This window comes from Peribacillus sp. TE19612 (genome assembly GCF_056279465.1).
Window position 1 is genome coordinate 200,156 of record NZ_JBWCCL010000003.1, and the last position, 20,804, is coordinate 220,959.

Annotated in this window: 15 protein-coding genes; 14 read left to right on the top strand and 1 reads right to left on the bottom strand. The window is 36.9% G+C overall.

Annotation, left to right across the window (positions count from 1 at the left end; all coding sequences use genetic code 11):
• Positions 1-299 precede the first annotated feature (299 nt).
• The 4 genes from ACZ9AO_RS06900 to ACZ9AO_RS06915 all read left to right on the top strand — a co-directional run bounded on the left by ACZ9AO_RS06900 (position 300) and on the right by ACZ9AO_RS06915 (position 6,088).
• Positions 300-1,643 carry an MFS transporter gene (locus ACZ9AO_RS06900; protein ID WP_476108743.1) on the top strand — a complete coding sequence of 448 codons (1,344 nt, stop codon included), beginning with the start codon at positions 300-302 and terminating at the stop codon, positions 1,641-1,643.
• A 502-nt stretch (positions 1,644-2,145) separates the two neighbouring features.
• Positions 2,146-3,501, top strand: coding sequence for an APC family permease (locus ACZ9AO_RS06905; RefSeq protein WP_251541254.1), 1,356 nt, complete (start codon positions 2,146-2,148; stop codon positions 3,499-3,501).
• 27 nt (positions 3,502-3,528) lie between these two features.
• Complete coding sequence (locus ACZ9AO_RS06910) at positions 3,529-5,154, top strand: amidohydrolase (protein WP_476108744.1); 1,626 nt, start codon at positions 3,529-3,531, stop codon at positions 5,152-5,154.
• 34 nt (positions 5,155-5,188) lie between these two features.
• Positions 5,189-6,088 (top strand): carbon-nitrogen hydrolase, encoded by a 900-nt coding sequence (locus tag ACZ9AO_RS06915; protein WP_476108745.1) that lies wholly within the window; start codon positions 5,189-5,191, stop codon positions 6,086-6,088.
• A gap of 475 nt (positions 6,089-6,563) precedes the next feature.
• Here the strand turns inward: ACZ9AO_RS06915 and ACZ9AO_RS06920 are convergent, their stop codons facing one another.
• The gene (locus ACZ9AO_RS06920) at positions 6,564-7,787 is read right to left on the bottom strand and encodes a chromate transporter (protein ID WP_476108746.1); all 1,224 of its coding nucleotides are present in this window, start codon (positions 7,785-7,787) and stop codon (positions 6,564-6,566) included.
• Positions 7,788-8,380: 593 nt separating this feature from the next.
• Here ACZ9AO_RS06920 and ACZ9AO_RS06925 point away from each other — a divergent pair.
• The 10 genes from ACZ9AO_RS06925 to ACZ9AO_RS06970 all read left to right on the top strand — a co-directional run bounded on the left by ACZ9AO_RS06925 (position 8,381) and on the right by ACZ9AO_RS06970 (position 20,797).
• Positions 8,381-8,521 carry a hypothetical protein gene (locus ACZ9AO_RS06925; protein WP_153246179.1) on the top strand — a complete coding sequence of 47 codons (141 nt, stop codon included), beginning with the start codon at positions 8,381-8,383 and terminating at the stop codon, positions 8,519-8,521.
• A 1,078-nt stretch (positions 8,522-9,599) separates the two neighbouring features.
• The gene (locus ACZ9AO_RS06930) at positions 9,600-10,904 is read left to right on the top strand and encodes an MFS transporter (RefSeq protein ID WP_476108747.1); all 1,305 of its coding nucleotides are present in this window, start codon (positions 9,600-9,602) and stop codon (positions 10,902-10,904) included.
• Between the two features lie 281 nt (positions 10,905-11,185).
• On the top strand, positions 11,186-12,103 hold the full coding sequence (locus ACZ9AO_RS06935) for a class II fructose-bisphosphate aldolase (protein WP_476108748.1): 918 nt from the start codon (positions 11,186-11,188) through the stop codon (positions 12,101-12,103).
• Positions 12,104-12,251: 148 nt separating this feature from the next.
• Entirely contained in the window at positions 12,252-12,782 is a 531-nt protein-coding gene (gene tpx, locus ACZ9AO_RS06940) for a thiol peroxidase (protein WP_251541266.1), read from the top strand.
• Positions 12,783-13,353: 571 nt separating this feature from the next.
• On the top strand, positions 13,354-14,019 hold the full coding sequence (locus tag ACZ9AO_RS06945) for a GntR family transcriptional regulator (RefSeq protein WP_251541268.1): 666 nt from the start codon (positions 13,354-13,356) through the stop codon (positions 14,017-14,019).
• Positions 14,020-14,359: 340 nt separating this feature from the next.
• Positions 14,360-15,757 carry an NCS1 family transporter gene (locus ACZ9AO_RS06950; protein WP_057275695.1) on the top strand — a complete coding sequence of 466 codons (1,398 nt, stop codon included), beginning with the start codon at positions 14,360-14,362 and terminating at the stop codon, positions 15,755-15,757.
• A 132-nt stretch (positions 15,758-15,889) separates the two neighbouring features.
• Positions 15,890-17,272, top strand: a complete 1,383-nt coding sequence (allB, locus tag ACZ9AO_RS06955; protein WP_252268784.1) for an allantoinase AllB — start codon at positions 15,890-15,892, stop codon at positions 17,270-17,272.
• A gap of 165 nt (positions 17,273-17,437) precedes the next feature.
• Positions 17,438-18,193 (top strand): IclR family transcriptional regulator, encoded by a 756-nt coding sequence (locus ACZ9AO_RS06960; RefSeq protein ID WP_053533978.1) that lies wholly within the window; start codon positions 17,438-17,440, stop codon positions 18,191-18,193.
• 830 nt (positions 18,194-19,023) lie between these two features.
• Complete coding sequence (locus ACZ9AO_RS06965; protein ID WP_034314956.1) at positions 19,024-19,848, top strand: transketolase; 825 nt, start codon at positions 19,024-19,026, stop codon at positions 19,846-19,848.
• 1 nt (position 19,849) lies between these two features.
• Positions 19,850-20,797 (top strand): transketolase family protein, encoded by a 948-nt coding sequence (locus tag ACZ9AO_RS06970; RefSeq protein ID WP_214769829.1) that lies wholly within the window; start codon positions 19,850-19,852, stop codon positions 20,795-20,797.
• Positions 20,798-20,804 lie beyond the last annotated feature (7 nt).

A 20,804-nucleotide genomic window follows, 5' to 3' on the forward strand; every position in this document is an offset into this window, starting at 1 on the left:
TTATGTATACACGATACATTATACAAAATACTTATGGATTTGGGCGCTCATTAACTGGATGCCAGCTGATGACGATGAATCTTACAGGAAAAACTAAAGAAGGGGAAAGGGGGTAGAATTTAACCCCGCATATAAGAAGCAAAGTAAGCGAATGGCAGGAGGTCAGACTCTCTATATCGGGAAGTAACCTAGTTCTTCATTAATGATGGTGCACCTTTAACCTTCTATTAATAATCAGCAAGCCATCCACATCCAAGAATCCACATCCAGGAAAGTAACTAATCCGGAGGTGTGTTAAATTGAGTGGGAAAAAGAAACTGGACAAGAAATCACAAAAGATATTATTTGCTAGTTTACTTGGCAGTACCATTGAATTTTTTGATTTCTTTCTTTATGGAACCGTTGCTGCACTTGTATTTAATAAACTGTATTTTCCTAATGATGATCCGTTTGTAAGTTTATTGCTTGCTTATGCATCATTTGGCATTACATTTTTTATACGGCCTCTTGGAGGGCTTGTATTTAGTCATTTGGGAGACAAGTTTGGCAGGAAAAATACTCTTGTGCTTTCACTTTTATTAATGGGAGTTTCTACTGTATGTATTGGACTTCTTCCAACATATAGCATGATAGGGCTTTGGGCACCAATCCTTTTAGTTTTCTTTCGTCTAGTTCAAGGGATTGGACTTGGCGGAGAATGGGGGGGAGCGATACTCCTGGCGGTTGAATCTGCGCCTAAAGAAAGACGTGGCTTTTTTGGAAGCTTTCCTGCAATGGGTATCCCTCTTGGGATGTTACTTGGGACATTTTCTATTTCATTAATGAGTTTACTTCCGGAATCACAATTCCTTTCATGGGGATGGAGAGTGCCATTTGTCCTAAGTGCGATTTTGGTTGTTATTGGTATTTGGATAAGAAAAGGGATTGAGGAAACATCGGCCTTCAAAGAAGAGAAAGAAAAAGGAAACGTCGTAAAAATCCCACTCTTTGAGACACTGCGATATCATTGGAAAGCTGTCTTAATTTCTTTAGGTGCAAAATGTGTTGAAGTGGGACCATTCTACTTATTTTCTACATTTTTCATATCCTATGCTACAGAAACACAAGGTTTTTCAAGGACTACAGCTTTAAATGTAGTTACTGTTGCAACAGTCGTTACAGCGATTTGCATGCCATTTATGGGAATGTTATCTGATAAAATTGGTCGTAAACGTGTTTTTCTTATTGGTACCATCGGAATAACTCTTTTTGCTTTTCCATACTTTTATTTATTTTCCTTACAATCCACTCCCTGGTTATACGTTATTTCAATAGTGGGCTTAGGAATACTTTGGCCTCCAATTGCGGCGACTATCGGGACAATGTTTACTGAAATGTTTAGTACGAATGTTGGTTATACAGGAATAACGCTTGGTTATCAAACAGGCTCTGCATTATTTGGTGGAACGGCCCCAATGATTGCGACTATATTAGTGGGCGCCTACAATAATTCTTGGATTCCGCTTGCTTCATTTTTAGTATTTCTTTGTATCGCATCTCTTATCTCAGTATTATTTGTCCGAAATATTCAAAGTGAAAGTAATCCTTTCTCTGAGAAAAGGACACTAGATGATAAGGATACAGATAATCAAATAAGCGGGTAATGGATTGTCTTACTAAGAGGGAAATAGATTGATCTTTAAAAATGGTGACGTTTTCACAGTTATTGGAGAGCGGCTGAGGTAGGAAAGCCTTCAGATATCGCTCTCTTTGATTGAAGTCCCTTGAAGTGTTTGCGGCAGAAGGTACCATTAATGTGCTATGAACACGTAGACTCTGTTCGGCGAGGGCATTAGTAAAAATAATAAACGGCCCAGCTAATTTTTTTCCTTAATATATGACCTAATGAATAGATATTTCTTACATATCCGATAGTGAGCGCCGAGGACGGCTAGCTGAAGAAGAAAAGTATTGAATAATGGGTTGCCATATCCCGTCACTGGACGACTGATTATGCAATATTAAATAATTGATGTAGAATTGCATAAACCTTTTAATTCATCGAATAATCTGTATATTTCAATTGTTGGAAAAATACCATTAATCCCCACTTGGTATGGTATTTGCATATAAGTTAATTAATCACGAATAAGGGTGGAGTGATACATGGAGAATGCAAAGTTAAAACGTTCGTTAACAGTATTTCCTTTAGTGCTATTTGGATTGGCCTATATGGCACCTACAACAGTTTTTTCTACTTATGGAGTTGTTGCGGAAATAACGAAAGGGATGGTGCCGGCTGCTTATATCATAGCTTTGGTTGGTATGTTGTTTACAGCCTATAGTTATGGTCAAATGGTCAAGGCCTACCCTGTTGCCGGTTCTGCTTATACATTTACTCAAAAGGCCCTTAATCCTCACCTTGGATTCTTAGTGGGATGGGTCATCCTATTGGACTATTTATTTTTGCCAATGATCAATGGATTATTGATCGCCATTTACTTAAACGCGTATTTTCCATCCGTTCCTTTTTCCGTCTGGTTAATTGCCTTTGTCATTTTAATCACCGCTGTAAATATAATTGGAGTGAAAATAGCAACAAAAATAAATCTATTATTAGTTGCCTTTCAATTTTTAATAATCGTTATATTTACATTCCTCTCGATTAAAGGGGTACTTGACGGAATGGGTTCAGGAACATTATTCATGAGTTCTCCATTCGTGAATGGCGATATACCGCTATCTTTAGTATTGGCAGGATCCTCCATTTTATGTTTATCTTTTTTAGGATTTGACGCTGTTACCACATTTTCGGAGGAGACCATTAATCCGAAAAAAATGATACCAAAGGCCATTTTCCTCGTCGCATTAATAGGAGGAGGTCTGTTTGTCACCATCTCATACATCAGTCACCTTGTTTACCCAAATTTCCAAGCCTTTAAAGACCCAGATTCCGCATCCTTGGAAATTGCCATGTACATCGGGGGTCATTTATTTCAATCTATTTTTCTAGCAGGATACATTACCGGTGGGCTGGCTTCCGGTTTATCAGCTCATGCAAGTGTTTCGCGGCTTTTGTATGCGATGGGGAGAGATGGAGTTCTTCCAAAGAAAATATTTGGTCAAATTCATCCAAAATTTCAAACTCCAACACACAACATCATCTTAGTTGGTATTTTTGCTTTATCTGCTTTATTTGTTGATTTAGTGACAGCATCATCCTTTATTAACTTTGGGGCGCTTGTTGCCTTTACATTTGTAAATCTCTCGGTTATTTCCCATTATTTTATTAGAGAAAAACAGCGAAACGGAATTAATGCACTGAAATACCTAATATTGCCGCTGATTGGTACGAGCTTCACAATTTGGTTATGGACCAGTCTTGATTCAAAGGCACTCTTACTCGGACTAGGATGGTTCGGAATAGGTGTTATCATGCTGCTTGCAAATACGAAAATGTTTAGTAAGCGGCCGCCAGAGCTTTCCATTGATAGTGCGATTGAAAAAGAAATTAAAGCATAAAAGCTTTATGCATCAAGGAGGATAATAATGGTAAATGCAGACATCATTCTTTCTGGTCAACATGTTTTTACTGGATTACAGGATGAGCCTACACAGGCAGCTATCGCTATTAAGGATAATAAAATGATTAAAATCGGTTCTAAAGAAGATATAATGTCATTCCTTGGAGATCAAACAAAGGTGTATGACTTCGAAGAGGGGCTGATCATTCCGGGATTTCATGATTTTCATATGCACATTATGATGGGAAGCATTTTACAGAAGGATAGTGCCAAATTATTTGATGCAGCTTCAGAAGAAGATGCAGCCAAAATAGTAGCCGAATTTGCAGAAACGAGACCAAATGATGAGTGGATATTCGGTGTTGGCTGGGATCATACCAATTGGAAGAATAAAGTGCTGCCACATAGAACAACACTGGATAAATATATTTGTGATCGTCCCGTTTTATTATTCAATGCAGAAGTGCATTACGCATGGATCAATAGTAAAGCGATGGAAATGATCCAATTAACGAAGGATACCCCAAATCCGGAATATGGAGAAATTGGAAAAGATGAAAATGGGGAACTGACAGGCCTTCTATTTGAACAGGCAATTGGGTATGCATCAGAACATGCATACAAATTACCGAAAGAAAAACGTGTAAACCTATTCCAAGATTTTCTTAATGAAACAAAAAGGTTGGGAATCACATCCGTTAATGATTTATACGGAGCTAAAATTGCTCCGAATCCATTAGACGACCTTGAAATTTTTAAGGAATTTGAGAGAGAAGGGTTACTAACAACCAGAATTCACTTTTCGCCGGAGTTAAAAATGGATGTAGCTGCCGCCAAGGAATTACAAAAAAATTATCAGTCAGACAAGCTTACCTTTTCTGGATTAAAACAATTTATAGATGGTGTCGTGACTAGTCATACTGCTTTTTTATTGGATCATTACAAAGACCGTCCTGAAACAAAAGGCGGGACCACCTATCCAGCTGAAACAATTAAACAATTAGTAAAAAAGGCAGATAAGGAAAAATTTCAAATTCGTTTCCATGCTATTGGTAACGGTGCTGTCCGCTTAGCACTGGATGCATTTGAAGAAGCGAGAAACGTAAATGGGGAAAGAGATGCCAGACATGTCATTGAACATGTGGAGGTATTGCATCCAGACGATGTTCATCGCTTTAAGGAATTAAATGTAATCGCCTCATTTCAACCTAAACATATTGAATTAATGGAAAGTGAGGCATATACGGCCAGAATCAGTGAAAAACAACAACCACTCTATTATCCTATCAAAACACTCGTGGATACTGGTGCAAAAATTGCCTTTGGTACAGATTTTCCTGTAGTGCCCTTAAATCCCATGATGGGCATTTATCAGGCAATCACGAGAAAAGATTTAACCGGGAAGGCGTGGCAAGAGTCGGAAGGAGTAACATTAGCAGAAGCGTTAAAGTATTACACCGCTACACCGGCATTCGGGTCTTTCAGAGAAAAGGAATTAGGCACATTGGAAGCAGGGAAGATAGCGGATATCGCAGTATTAAATAAAAATTTATTTAGCATATCAACAGAGGAAATTCTTGAAACAGAAGTAAAGATGACGATCATGGATGGTAAGATCGTATATGAAAACCAGGTCGTCACAACTGTATAAGATAAAAAATGATAAAAAGGAAGGTAGTGAGAAAATGTCAAAAGTGAAAGTTGGGCTTATTCAAATTCATTGCGGAGAATTCATTGCGGAAAATATTCAAAAAACGATAGAGAAAATAAAAGAAACAGTAAATAAAGGTGCACAAATCGTTTGCTTACAGGAATTATTTTCTTCGCAATACTTTCCGCAAACGGTTAGCGTGAAAAATTATGATTTAGCAGAAGATGTAGATAGTGGTACATTGGCCGCAATGGGTGAATTAGCTAAGGAATTGGCCATTGTCTTGATTGTCCCTTTTTACGAAAGAGCAGGTGCTGGTATTTATTTTAATAGTGCAGCTGTATTTGATGCTGATGGGGAATGTTTAGGGATTACAAGAAAAAATCATATTCCGGATGGTCCCCAGTATCATGAAAAATTTTATTTCGTTCCAGGCAATACTGGATATCCTGTCTATGAAACGGCTTATGGAAAAATAGGAGTTGGGATTTGCTGGGATGAGTGGTATCCAGAAGTTGCCCGAATTTTGAGCTTACAAGGTGCAGAAATATTATTCTATCCTTCTGCTATTGGTTCAGAGCCAGATCATCCCGAGATATCAACAAGATCATCCTGGGAAAAGGCAATTTCCGCTCATGGCATTTCTAATGGTGTATTTGTTGCTGCGACAAATCGGGTGGGCCAGGAAAAGGATATGAATTTTTACGGCGGTTCATTCATTAGCGATACATTTGGGAATATTTTAGCTTCACTTGATGAGGAAGAAGGAATTATTGTCCAAGAAATTGATTTAAAAGAAATAGAAGAGACTAGAAAAATTCTGCAATTCTTTAGAGACCGTCGTGTCGATACATACGGGCCTATATTACAAAAAGAAATACTCCCGACCCCATCCCCTTCAAAAAAGGGAACAAACAAAGCGCTGCTTAGATAGTCATTAAAAAATAATGCATGTGTTTTCTCTTGGGAGGTCCGTACCCATCAAGCTAATTCTGTTTTTTAAAAGTAGGGATTGCTGTCTTATTTTACGCTTACCACATCGTAATTAAGGCTGTGCAATCCTTCTTCTCAAAATTTGGTATACTTCGCCTGAAATTTAAACGAACGATTGTTGGTGGATACGTTGTTTATGTTCAGGCGAGGACATTAGTAAAATAATAACCGTTTCTGCTAACTGCGTAACAAATTATGCAATTGTGATAATGGGGTTCAGTCGATTATAGCGGAATATATTTAAAAGAAATAGCAGGTGGGACTACCTGTTATTTCTTTTTTGCCAACGGAGAGCTATGCCTTAAAAGATATAGCGTAATTGTTTTTACAAGCAGTTTTTTCAAAGTTTAAAATAAAATATAATGAATGAAATAAAAATGTGCCAATAAAAGGTGAAACGATAAATGAATAAAGATTCATATCAGCGTCATAAGTGAGCCTCCAGTAGCACCGGTTATCACTATAAACCAAGCAGGCAATTTCCAGTACACAAGCATACTAAATAAGATGGCAGCAAAAGCAAAGTCTATAGGAGCTGAGATGGAGCTAGTCCAAATGGGATTATAAAAAGCCGCAATCAAGATGCCTACAACTGCTGCATTTACTCCCATTAATGCCCCTTTTACTTTAGGATTACGGCGTAATGTGTCCCAAAATGGCAATGTCCCTAAAATAAGAAGAAATGCAGGTAAGAAAATAGCAATTGTTGCTAATAAGCCACCTTGCCATCCATTTATCACGGCACCTATGTACGCTGCAAACGTAAATAATGGTCCTGGTACCGCTTGTGTTGCACCATATCCAGCAAGAAATGCCTCTTTGTCTAGCCAGCCAGTAGGGACAAATTCACGTTCAAGCAATGGCAAGACTACATGTCCACCACCAAACACTAAAGAACCAGATCGATAAAAGCCATCAAACAGAGCAATCCAATTTGATGAAGTAACCTCTCGTAAAATTGGAAGTAGAAACAGTAATCCGAAAAATAAAACTAAACTAACAAAACCGACACCACGCGAAATCGGAAAATGAACGTTAGATTCATAACTTTCGTCGTGTTGTTTATAAATTAGAAAACCAATAAATGCGGCCAGTATAATAATACCAACTTGCACATAGGCAGTCTGCCAAAGCAAGGTCCCAACCAAGGCTATTAATGCAATTGTCTTTCTCTTTATATCTGGAGTTAAATTTTTTGACATCCCCAAAATGGCGTGTGCAACTACTGCTACAGCTACTATTTTTAATCCGTGGATCCAGCCTGCATTTGAAACATCCATTCCTTTGAAAAATGATGCTAATATTACTAACGCTATCACCGAAGGCAGTGTAAAACCAAGGAAAGCTAAAATTCCACCGAAGAAACCTCCCCGCATAACTCCGACTCCAATTCCAACCTGACTGCTAGCTGGACCAGGCAAGAATTGACACAAAGCAACTAAATCAGCATAGCTTTTTTCATCCATCCATTTTCGTCGTCTAACATACTCATCATGAAAGTAACCTAAATGTGCTATTGGCCCACCAAATGATGTTAAACCAAGCCTTGTTGAAATTAATAGTATTTCAATTAGTGACTTTAAACTTCTGTTTGTTTTGTTTTGATCCACTAAAATAGTCCTCCTATTATTTAAGTTCATAAGCTTTCTTTCCGGCTTCCATAAATATTTCCTTTTTCAGTGGTCGAATAAATAATTTTCTTATTTTCCCATCGACGTTTCGTTCCTCATTTATTAAAAGTCCATCAGATTCAATTGTGTATAAAGTACTTGAATTGACGGTTTATCCATGTCATTTTAGTTCTTAGAACATCCAAAGACCAAAGTCGATTATCTATAATGAAGTATACTATTTATAAATATTTAGTTTCTAATTCCAACAATTAATTTACACACTCTTAATATTTGCTCAACCTAACATTATTTATCAAAAAATGGAAACATTTATAGCCCTTAATGTTTAGGTAAATCCATAATGAAGTTCATTACCGGAAGCTGATCAGCAGCTTCTTTTCTTTTGGAGAAAAAAAGCAGTATTTAAAAAGATGAGGGATTTAACACTTAGCGTACTACTTTTTTTTTAAGTGAGACGGTTAGCTAAGATCAATATGGGAAATACTAAGAGAATGAAATTCTTACCGAATTTTCAGAAAAATGCATTGACGGGAAATTAAGGTTGTTATATAGTATTAATAAGTTAAATTTGTTGTTATATAACAGAAGGAGGAATCTATATGATGAACATTTATGATAAAGCTTATGAAAGTTATTTAAAGATTTGTGAAAGGTATGAAATCGAGTCGATAAACATTGACCATTTCATCAAAAATTTAACTAAAGATCAGTTGGATGAATACAGTAAATTAGCCGTTTAAACGAAAGGACGTGACTGCAAAGATGGACCTCCCGGTTGATGTAGATGTAGAAGCCAGTTAGAAACCCCACCAGTTGCTATGGGAACAGGTGGGGTTTTGTCATGTGTTTTTAGCGCTTATTTTTAATAGGATAAATCGGCATGTTGCACAGAAGTTGTTGGCGATTTATACTCGCGATGACCCTTTTTATTTGTTGTTGAGCATTTTAATAGCTCGCCCGAAGACAAAGGTAACTATCAAAATGTTCATCGTATTAATGGTCATGTTTGCGAAAGAACCTTTCTTTTGTTCGAGGACGTGTATAGGCTAAGCCGGTATGATTAATAGGCAGCTTGTAATTGCTGGTGTTTTATAAGTTCATCTGATCTTATAAAATCAAAGTAATAAAATATCAATTACTATTACATTACTAGTAAAAGAGAAAGGCTGTGTCATAAAGTTGAGGGGGAAGGGTGCAAAGTTCAGAATTTTCTTGAAAGTGGTTCATGCACATGTTAGAATTCATTTCAGGTAAGAATATTATAAATAAGATGATATTGATTTTTTGGTAAAACTAAGTTTCTTAATAAGCAACGAAAACCAATAATGAAGGGACTAAAGAATCTATCTAGGAAATAAAGTCTATGGCGACGCCTTATTGCCTATTACCTTAAAACAACAAAAATCAGTACAATGATTGTTTTACTGATCGACACAACTAATCATTCTGTTTATATAAAATTTTTTTGGTTATAGAAAGAAACGGCGTTGCTTATTAAGAAACTGAGAGTGTTGATTAAACATCTTCAGTTTTAATATTCTTCAAATCTATTTAAAAGGGGGGTGAGAAAGATGATTTGAAGTGCTTCATTGGACGGGAAATAATATGTAATAAAATTAGTTTACAGCACCAATAAAAGGTATGGCGATGTAAATATGCTAATGATTTATTTTGTGGAATGGAAGAAGAAATGTAAGCGCTTGTATAAAGGTTATCAGTTGGTAATGTCCCGTGTTTTAGACTGTAACACCGTAACTAGTTTAGAAAAGGCACAACTTTACATGATGGAAATGAAATCATTCAGGAGGTTTTTGTTTAATGAACAAACAACTGCAGATGAAAAAGAAATCTAAATGGAAAGTTCGTTATACTGTCTTATTCGTATTATGGTTATGTTGGCTGTTTTCTTTCCTGGATCGAATGGTTATCACTATTGCATTGCCTTATATTGGTGAAGATCTTAATTTAACGGCAACAGCTCAAGGGTTACTGTTAAGTATTTTCTTTGCGGGGTATGCGCTGTTCCAAATTCCGGGCGGGATGTTATCAGATAAATTTGGCTTTCGTCGAGTGATGAGCATTGCGATTGTTTGGTGGTCAATTTTCACATCATTGACTGGTTTTATTTTTTCTTATCCACTTATGTTACTTATTCGATTCGTTTTCGGTTTAGGTGAGGCATGTTTACCAGGTGCTGCTTACAAAGGAATAGCTAATTACTTTCCTAGTAAGCAACGCGGGACAGCTACAGGAATTCAGTCAACAGTTAATACGTTGGGACCAGCTATTGCTGTTATTGCTGCTGCAGCAATTATTGGGGCATTTGGATGGCGTACAGTGTTTATCGTAATGGGTATTCCGGGCATTATACTCGGCCTGTATATCTGGTTTAGATTCAAAGATAATCCGAAAGATCATCCTAAAATGACGAAAGAAGAGCTAGCAGAATTAGAAGAAGACATTAATACTGAAAAATCAAAAGAAGAAAAGAAATCAGGAGTTTCCTTTAAGGAACTTTTAAGAAAACCAATTTTATGGCAAATGGCGCTTATTTGGTTCTTCTTTGATATTACTTTCTGGGGCTTCACTTCTTGGCTTCCATCTTATCTGATAAATGTTAGAGGACTTTCTTTAATGAATACTGGCATTTTCAGTGCCTTACCGTATCTAGTAGGTACAGTCTCCATTGTTCTTGGTGGGTACTTGTCAGATAAAGTAAAAGGAAAAAGAAAATGGGTGTTCATCCCTAATGCTGTAATTGGTGGGTTGGCATTATTATTAATGCTTCAAGCTTCTTCCACTGCAATGGTCATTACGTATCAATGTGTTGCAGCCTTCTTCATGTTCTTGGCTCAAGGAGCATTCTGGGGTCTGGTAGTTGACACACTGCCTGCGAAAATAATGGCTGCAGGCTCATCCACTGTTAACTGTTTCGGATCAATTGCAGGATTTATCGCCCCGTTTTTAATGGGATATATGATTGAAAGCAGCGGTGGTTCTTACAATTCATCTTTCATATTAATGATTGCAGCCATAATTGTAGCAGCAATCATCGCCCTTACGATTGGCAATGATACCGAAAAAGAAGATTCATTAAATTCAGAAACAATAGTGGAAGCCTAATTTGAATTGCCAATTTATCAGTAAGTAAATGGATTCATTTATCTTTGTTGAGAATGTTTTTTTACATGGTTATAGCATTATATTTAGAAAACCCTTGTTGATAAGAGGCTGTCAGATGCCGAATCCTCGTACATTTTTTCAGATAGTAAGAAAGAGGGGGGGGGTTGTTGGAATTTTCAGAAAAGTATTTAAAATTAAGAGAGACACCGTTGCTTATTAGGTAACATAAAGGGCGTGAATGAACGAAATAAATTAAATCATCTTTAAGGGAGTTTGAATGAATGAAAGTAAATTTAAAACCAAACAATGTTAGTTCATTAACAAAGGTACTTGCAGTAGCTACGCAAAATCAATTTGCTGTCGGTTCGTTTACCCCTAGAGCTACAAAGATGGTAGCTCCTATACTTAGAGCGGCCCAAGAAAAGAAATCTGCGGTTATTGTTCAAACTTCTGAGAGGGAGCAGGAACGATATGGAATTAATTTAGCGGAATTTAGCCGAGAGTTTTATCGTGTGATCCAAGAGGAGAATATTACGATCCCTGCTGTGTTGCATTTAGATCATACGAAGGATTTCGATGTTATTGCAGAAGCCATCGAAGTTGGTTTTACATCCGTTATGATTGATGCATCAGAGCAACCATTCAAGAAAAATATCGAGATAACAAAAAAGGTTGTTGAGTATGCACATTCAAAAGGCGTAACTGTAGAAGCTGAATTAGGCAAGATAGGGACAACCGACTTTATTGAAACCGACGTTGATGAAGAGCTATTTACAGAGCCTGAAGAAGCAAAACAGTTTGTTGAAGAGACCTGTATTGATGCATTAGCGGTTTCTGTCGGAACTTCACATGGGGTTTATCTCGTTAAAGATCCAAAAATTGATATTGAACGTTTAATGGAAATTCGTGCATTAACATCTGTACCTTTAGTGTTACATGGCGGTTCAGGCACTCCTTCAGAGATGATAAAGAATGCAATTCAAATTCCTAATGGTGGAATCAGTAAAGTGAATATTGCAACAGATTTAGAACATATGATGATAAAAACTCTTAATCGAGAAATTCATGTTACAGAAAAAGAGTGGTCGGAACTACCGAATGAAACATTGACTTTAGTCCAAAACGCAGTTCAGAACGTAGTAAAAGAAAAAATTGAAAACTTTTTAATAAGTAGTGATAGCGCTTCTTACTATGTTTAGGAAGTAATATGATACTAACTTTTGAACAGTACCCCATATTTTAGATACGTAGATAAACCCTTTAACCACATAATTTATGGCTATACTACTTATCGTTGAAGATAACCTTTTTTAGAAGAATTGCTAAGGTAATAGGAGGAAAAATAATATGTCTATAGAAAGATCAAGTATAGTAACATTTGCTGGAAATCCAGTTACGTTGATTGGGAGTGAAATTCGTGTTGGGGATAAAGCGCCAAATTTTGAATTGTTAGCAAACGATCTCTCAAAAGTTACACTTGAAGATTCAAAAGGGAAAGTCCGCCTTATCTCATGTGTTCCCTCTCTTGATACAGGTGTATGTGACGCACAAACACGGCAATTTAACCAATTAGCTAGCAATCTTGGAAATGATGTAGAAGTGTTAACAATTAGTGTAGATCTTCCATTTGCACAAAAAAGATGGTGTGGAGCAGCAGGAATAGAACAAGCCCAAACCCTTTCAGATCATATTAAGATGTCATTTGGAACAGCTTATGGCACATATATAAAGGAACATCGTTTAGAATGCCGTGCAGTATTCGTTGTAGATGAAAATGATGTCGTACAGTATGTTGAATACGTTCCGGAAATTACGGAACATCCGAACTATGAAGCAGCTATAAAAGCAATTAAGTCATTTATAAAAGTTAAAAAGTGATATAAGTAAACAATATACTCATGATTTAAAGAACGCATATTGTTTTTCATTAATCCTTAAAATGTTACTGCATTAAAATCTTTTTTTCTCAGTAGAAAGGCTGCCTTACACATACACAAGGTCAGCCTCTTCTCCTATATGTAATAATGGGGAGGTGAGGTGCAAAAGTTGTTATTACCTTAAAGGAATAGGTTTAAGTTAAAAAATTGCATTATAATAGTATTTATTTTATGTTAATAAGCATATGACAATATTCTGAATTTTAAATTTTTTTGTTGAAAAACTAAATTAGTGGTGATAGTATAAAAAAGTGAAATATAGAATAAAATGTTATATTTTACTCACTGATTGAAACGGTGTTGCCTACTGAGGGACAAGAAGGGTGACTAGATCTTTTGAGTTTTGGGTATGTTCTTTGAAAACAGACAGATTGGAGCATTTTAAACAACTTAATTTAAATGATCAGGTTTATAAAATTTAGTACAATCATCCAGTTCAAATTTTTTTACCCAGTATTGTATACAATACTGCATTCAATTTTGAATTCTTCATTGAGGGGAGGTATAAAGTGTTGAATAGTTTAGAAATAGATATCTATAAAAAAATCAAGCAAGCTATTATCCAGCAAAAGCTTCGGCCAAATATGCAACTCATAGAAAAGGATCTTGCTGAATCGTTTGGCGTAAGCCGTACCCCTGTTCGAAATGTTCTGCGCAGATTGGAATATGAAAAATTAGTGAAAATTAAAGAGCATAAAGGTACCTTTGTCTCCTGTTCAACAATTGAAGAAGCAAAAGAAGTATTTGAAATGAGGAGAATCTTAGAAGGGGAAGCAGTGCGAAGAGCATGCTGCCTCTATAACGAGCAACAATTAAAAGAACTAGAGACTCTGGTAGAAGAAGAACGACATATTTATGGTAGTCTGGATTTTTATGAATCTTTAAAAATATCTGGGGATTTTCATTTGAAAATAGCTGAAATCGCAGGGAATTCGTATTTTTATCAATATCTGGAAGACTTAATTTCCCTAACTTATGTGATTATAGCAATCTATGGAAGAGGTAAAATGGAAACATGTGGTTCTCACGATCATTTGCAAATTTTTAATGCGATTAAGCAAAGGGATGGTGATCTTGCAGAACGCTTATCTCTCATTCATCTTAGTGAAATTGAGTCGAATCTGCATTTTAATGAGGAATTACAGATCTCTTCTTCCTTGTCAGATATATTTCTTTAATAATTTGATAACTGTTATTGAAAGCGCTTACCGTCAGGGTTTTTAAGGAGGTGATACAGTCCTTCGAAAGCATTTTCAAATTTAAAGTGTTGTCATGTGGTTTTTTTTGCAAATTAAATGAAACGTTGTTGCTTAATGCGCGACGAGACATCGGGTGATTGATGGGAAATAGTACTTTTAACAAAATAAATTCGCATTTTAATTCCTGTGAATGATGAACAGAAAAGACCACTTAGAAGGAAGTTTGTATCATATCATAGCCTTGGCAAACATCTAAGACCTAACTTGTTAACCAATGCATTAAAATGCGGCAAACAATAAAAAAGGGGTTGGATGTATCATGTCTACAAATTTAGAAAGTTACGTTCCACAAGAAACGCAGATCCAACATGATACGGGTGTGGATGAATCACTTAATCCGAAAACCGAGGAAGGTAGGACGGTAAGTCCGGTAGACTATATTTTCATGTGGGTTGGTGACGGTGTTAATCTAGGTAATATGACGCTTGGAGCCAGTATGATTGTAGCGGGAATCGCTACGTTAAACATCTTTCAGACATTTGCCGCAGCTATCATGGCAATTGGTATCATTTCAACTGTTTTTGCTTTAAATGATAGGCTCGGATACAGAACGGGTATCCCATATGTTGTACAGCTTAGAATGTCCTTTGGCCTGAAAGGTTCCGTAATATCATCACTGATGCGCGGTATTCCCGCCATCGTTTGGTACGGTTTTCAAAGTTGGATTGGCGGTACTGCCTTAAATGAAATTGCGAAGATTATGACGGGCGGCGCCTTTGATAATGTTGCCATTTGCTTTGTCGTGCTGCAGTTGGTGCAAATTGGGCTTTCGCTGTATGGATTCCATGCCATTAAATGGGTGGAAACGCTTGCGTCTATTGTTATTGTACTTGCGCTTCTCTATGTATTTGGCGTTCTACTAACCTCCTATAGCGATGTTATTGCAGAAAAATGGGTTCATGCAGAAGGATCATGGGGCTTACCTTTCTTTGCATTGATCATGATGTTTATGGGGAATTATGCGGCTATCTTTTTAAGTGCAGCGGACTATTCAAGAGAGCTAAAAACCGGTATTAGCGACAAAAAACGCGGGTTTTTGTACTTTCTTCCTATTTTAACAGCGTACGGCTTGACACTTACAATCGGTGGAATGCTTGCTTCCGCAACCGGCATCAACAATCCTGTGAAAGCGTTTGCGGTCGTGGTGGATAACTCGTATATTACCCTCTTTGTATCCGCATTTATTGTTTTGGGTGCGGTGGCAGTAAACATGGTTGCCAATATTATTCCGCCAACCTATGTTATTACATTGCTTACAAAAATGAAATATAAACCTGCAGTTACCATAACCGGACTGCTTGCATTTTGTTCATTCCCTTGGGTTCTTGTGCAGGATTCTTCGGCAAAGGGTCTTGGAATCTTCATTCTTATATACTCCGCATTTTTAGGACCGATTGTTTCTATATTATTAGTCGAATACTATATATTAAGAAAGCAAAAGGTAAATGTTGCAGATTTGTATAAGGAAGACGGTCCATTTGCCGGTTATAATCCAGCAGCGGTGCTTGCATTGCTAATCGGCGCCGGTGCAGCCTGTTTGAAAGTGGAGCTGGCATGGATTATCGGCGTTGTTGTGGGAGGCAGTGCATATTTGCTTTTGATGAAATTTGCATTTAAAGATTCAAAATTCAAAAAGGGTACTATTTTTGAAAAGTAAACCTGTATTTCTATGTTTCCGGGGGTTATTCTCTCTGTCTATTTATAATGGATTGATGCAATCTGAGGATGAAATAAACAAGGCAATTGAACAATGTAAATATACTGAAAATTGCAAAAAGGGGTTGGGGGAATGAAGTTTGATTTAGTTATAAAGAACGGAAATGTAGTAATTGAAAATACAGTGGAACAACTAGATATCGGTATACTTCATGGTAAAATTGCAGAAATTTCAAAAGAAATAGCCGGAGAATCTGCTGAAATCATAGATGCTGCTCATCAATATGTCATGCCTGGGATGATAGATGCCCATGTCCATATTTGCGAGCCAGGCAGAACGGAGTGGGAAGGGTTTGAAACAGGAACTCAAGCACTAGCTGCAGGAGGGACAACATCATTTGTAGATATGCCATTAAACGCTTTGCCGGCAACGACTACAAAGAGTTCACTGCATTTAAAATTAAGATCTGCTGAAAATAAGGCGTATGTTGATTATGCTTTGTATGGTGGATTAGTTCCTGATAATCTCCAAGATTTAGAGGACCTTTCTAACGAAGGTGTTGTGGCCTTCAAATGTTTTATGGCAACATGTGGCAGTGAGGAAATTGGAGATTTTAAAAATGTTGATGATTTTACTCTATATCAAGGTATGAAAAAACTATCGGAATTGGGGCATATTTTATCTATACATGCTGAGAATGCAGAGCTTACTGATAAACTGGCAATTGAAAAGAAAAAACAAGGGAAGACAACAGCAAGAGATTATGTAGAGTCCCGCCCCATTTTTACTGAGGTTGATGCTGTAAAACGTGCTTTGTTATTGGGTAAAGAGACTGGATGCAAATTACATTTTGTTCATATTAGCAGTGAAGAGGCTGTTGAAGAAATCCTTAAAGCACGTAAACTAGGCCAAGAGGTTACGATAGAATCGTGTCCTCACTATTTCACGTTGGATATGGAAACCTTTGAAAGGATAGGACCTGTTGCGAAATGCGCCCCACCGCTTCGTACTAAAACAGAACAAGATAAATTATGGGAAGCTCTTAAGGAAGGGAAAATTGATATCCTGGCCTCAGACCATTCCCCATGTCCTCCAGAAATGAAGCAGAGCAACACCAATAATATGTTTGAAGTGTGGGGAGGGATTAGTGGCTGCCAAAATAATGTTGATTTAATGTTTGACGAGGCTGTTAAGAAACGTGGGGTTTCTGTAAGTGATTTTTCAAAGATGATTGCGACAAAACCTGCAGAAATATTTAACTTAAGAAATAAAGGAAGCATTAAAGTTTCCTATGACGCTGATATCATTCTTCTTGATCCAAATAAATCATACACCATTCAGCCAGAAGATTTGTATTACCGTCATCAACAAAGCCCTTATGTTGGGAGAAAGATTAACTGTCGAGTGACGAAAACGTTCGTAAGAGGACAACTAGTATTTGATTTTGAAAAAGGGATTGTAAGTCATCCAATTGGGAAGTTCATTTCGGCAAAAAGTAGTTTCGTACAAGCATAAAGTTATGTAAAGAAGGTTGACCCAAAAGGGCACTTAAGTTGTCCTTAATGGCGTCATACCTTCTTTTTTGGTTTATTTTTGACTGGTATTATGTCTGTGGATTGCTCTTGTGGTAAGATAAAGAAACAGATCAGTAATATAGGATTTAATCGGAGGTTAATATAAATGGTTAAGTCAGTAGATAGGGCGTTAACAATAATTTCATTAGTGAGCAAGCGTAAAGAAGGGATTGGGGTTACTGAGCTGGCCTCCAACCTAGATTTAAATAAAAGCTCTATATTCAGATTATTAAGTACTCTTGTAGATCATGGATTCATCGAACAAAATCCTGAAACTAAAAAATATAGATTAGGCTATAAATATTTAGAATTAAGTTCGATGCTGCTTGAATCTATTGACTTGAGAACTCAAGCTAAACCATTTCTGGAAGAGTTAGAATCACATATTAATGAAGTGATCCACTTGACCGTATATGATCAAGGAGAGGTAATCTATATTGAAAAGCTTGAGGGAAGTGAAACCCTTAGAACACATTCACAAGTAGGGAGACGTGCCCCAATGCATTGTACGGCAGTTGGGAAGGTAATCTTGGCCCATCTGCCATTAAATGAGATCGTAGATATAATTGACAAGCATGGTTTACCAAAACATACTGAACAAACGATTACCGATAAAGAATCCTTTTTTAAAGAATTGGGAAAAATAAGGAACGAAGGTATTGGTAGGGAAATTGAGGAAAATGAACAAGGAATCACCTGTATTGCAGCGCCAATTTTTGATAATCGGAAGAAAATTACCGCTGCTGTTAGTATATCAGGACCAAGCATACGAATGACTGAAGAAAGATTAACTGAAATTAAACCAATTATAATGGATATTGGTAAAAAGATTTCCAAAAGGCTTGGTTACACAGATAATTAAATAATGTGAAAAAGAATTGGTATAATGCCAATTCTTTCGGAATGTAGACAAACTCGATGAAAATCGAGTTTGTCTACATTTTTTTGCTTGTACAAATTTGGACGTTGATTGGAACGTAGGGCACTCGCTTTCCGCGGGCGGTCCGGGAGCCTCCTCGGCGCACTTGCGCCTGTGGGGTCTCCCTTGGACTCGCTATTCCCGCAGGAGTCTCGCGCCTTCCGTTCCAATCAACTATGTATAAAAATTTGGATAGAACTCCTTTTGCCTACAGTCTCTTTTGTTTTAGAATAGATCTATTAATACTTGAGGTGATGAGGATGCTTTAGAAACATCCTTCTATTCAACGAGATCAACTTGAAATGATTACTTTAGATCAACTGGTGCCGGCAAACCATTTGTTTCGTAAAATTGAGGCTTCCATTGACTTCACTTTCATTTAGACTTGTTGAAAGATATGTATTCAGGTAGGAGGCCCAAGTATTTCTCTTAACCTTTGGTCAAAATTTCAAAGGGAAGTTTAAAAGGGGTTAGAAATTTTTTAATTCCGAACCCCTTTTGTCTACAAACTGAAAGAATTGGTATAAGACCAATTCTTTTTTTGTGGAAATTTATTGAATCAAGTTTATCTTCGAATAGGAACATTGGTGTTTTGTCCTACGAAAATTTTATAAAAAATTTAATGGTAAAATACTTGAAATATTCAAAAAACGGTGATAATATCAAAATAAGAAACAAGGTTAGTTAATAAGCAACGAATTACTTATTTTTATTTTTTTAATCAATTAATGAAACTGCGTTGCTTATTGCGCGACTAAAAGGAGGAGTAAATAGTGGATTTTTCTAAAGAGAAAGGCGAATTTTATAATAATCTAACGAAAACAATTCGTCGACACATAGTTAAAATGACGAACCATGCAGGAAGTGGTCATCCCGGTGGTTCTTTATCGGCAACTGAATTAATGTCCGTCCTATTTTTTGAACACATGAATGTTGATCCTGACAACCCAGATTGGCAAGACCGAGATTGTTTCTTCTTATCTAAGGGGCATTGTACACCTGTATTTTATTCAGTATTAGCTGAAAAAGGTTTCTTCCCGGTTGAAGAGTTAATGACCTTCAGGGATGTTGACGGTAGGTTACATGGACATCCATGTGGAGAGCATATTCCAGGTGTAGACATATCTTCAGGATCACTTGGTCAAGGATTATCGGTAGCTAATGGTGTTGGATTAATTGCAAAACTGGATGGCAGCAATAGAAGATCATATTGCATGATAGGTGATGGAGAATTACAAGAAGGTCAAGTATGGGAAGCGGCAATGACAACTGCACATTACAATCTTGATAACGTTTGTGCGATTATCGACTGGAACAAAATTCAACTTGATGATTTTGTTGAAAATGTAAAAGGTGTAAAAAATCTTGGTGATAAATTTAGAGCTTTCGGTTGGCACGTTGTTGAAATTGATGGTCATGATATTCATGCAGTTAATGAAGCGTATAAAGAAGCTAAACGCACTAAAGGCAGACCTACTGCAATTCTAGCTCATACGGTTAAAGGCAAGGGAGTTTCATTTATGGAAGATACACATGATTGGCATGGAATGGCTCCGAATGATGAGCAATTAGAAATCGCTTTAAAGGAGTTGGCTTAAGATGGCAAATCAAGAAGCACCACGTAAAGGTTTTGCTGATGCACTAATTAGACTTGGAGAAAAACATGACAATTTAGTGGTACTTGACGCGGACTGCGCAAAATCGAATATGACAAATCTATATAAAAATAGATTTCCAGAACGCTTTTTCAACATCGGTATTTCTGAATGTGATTTAGTAGGTACCGCAGCCGGTATGGCAGTGGCGGGTAAAGTACCATTTGCCAATGCTTATGCAAACTTCCTTACTGGGCGCGCATTTGATCAAATGAGAATTTCAGTTTGTTATTCAAATAACAATGTGAAAATTGTCGGTCATAACGCTGGTACATCAGCTGCTCAAGAAGGTGCAACACATTTACCGCTTGAAGATATTTCTTTAATGCGATCACTTCCACGTATGACTGTAATTGTTCCAGCTGATGCGGTTGAAATGGAAAAAGCAGTAGAAGCTGCTTATTACCATGAAGGACCAATTTACCTCCGTGTTGGCAAATTACCAGTACCGATCGTTACCAAAAAAGAAGAACCATTCAAAATAGGTAAAGCAATTAAATACCGTGAAGGATCTGATATTACAATCATCAGTACTGGGATAATGCTTGATGAATCACTAAAAGCGGCAGGTGAATTGGAAAAGCAAGGTGTAAGCGCCGAACTTTTACACATCCATACAATTAAACCTATTGATAAAGAAGCCATTATTGCATCTGCTGCGAAAACAAAACATGTCATCACAGTTGAAGAGCATTCAATTATAGGTGGATTAGGTAGTGCTGTTGCTGAAGTATTGTCGGAAAGCCAACCAGCTATATTAAGAAGAATCGGTACAAATGACCGTTTTGGGGTTTCTGGAAAAATGGATGAATTACTTGATCTATTTGAATTAAGAGCACACCGTATTATTTCTACTGCAAATGAATTATTAGGGCATAGAGTAACTAGCTAATCACATT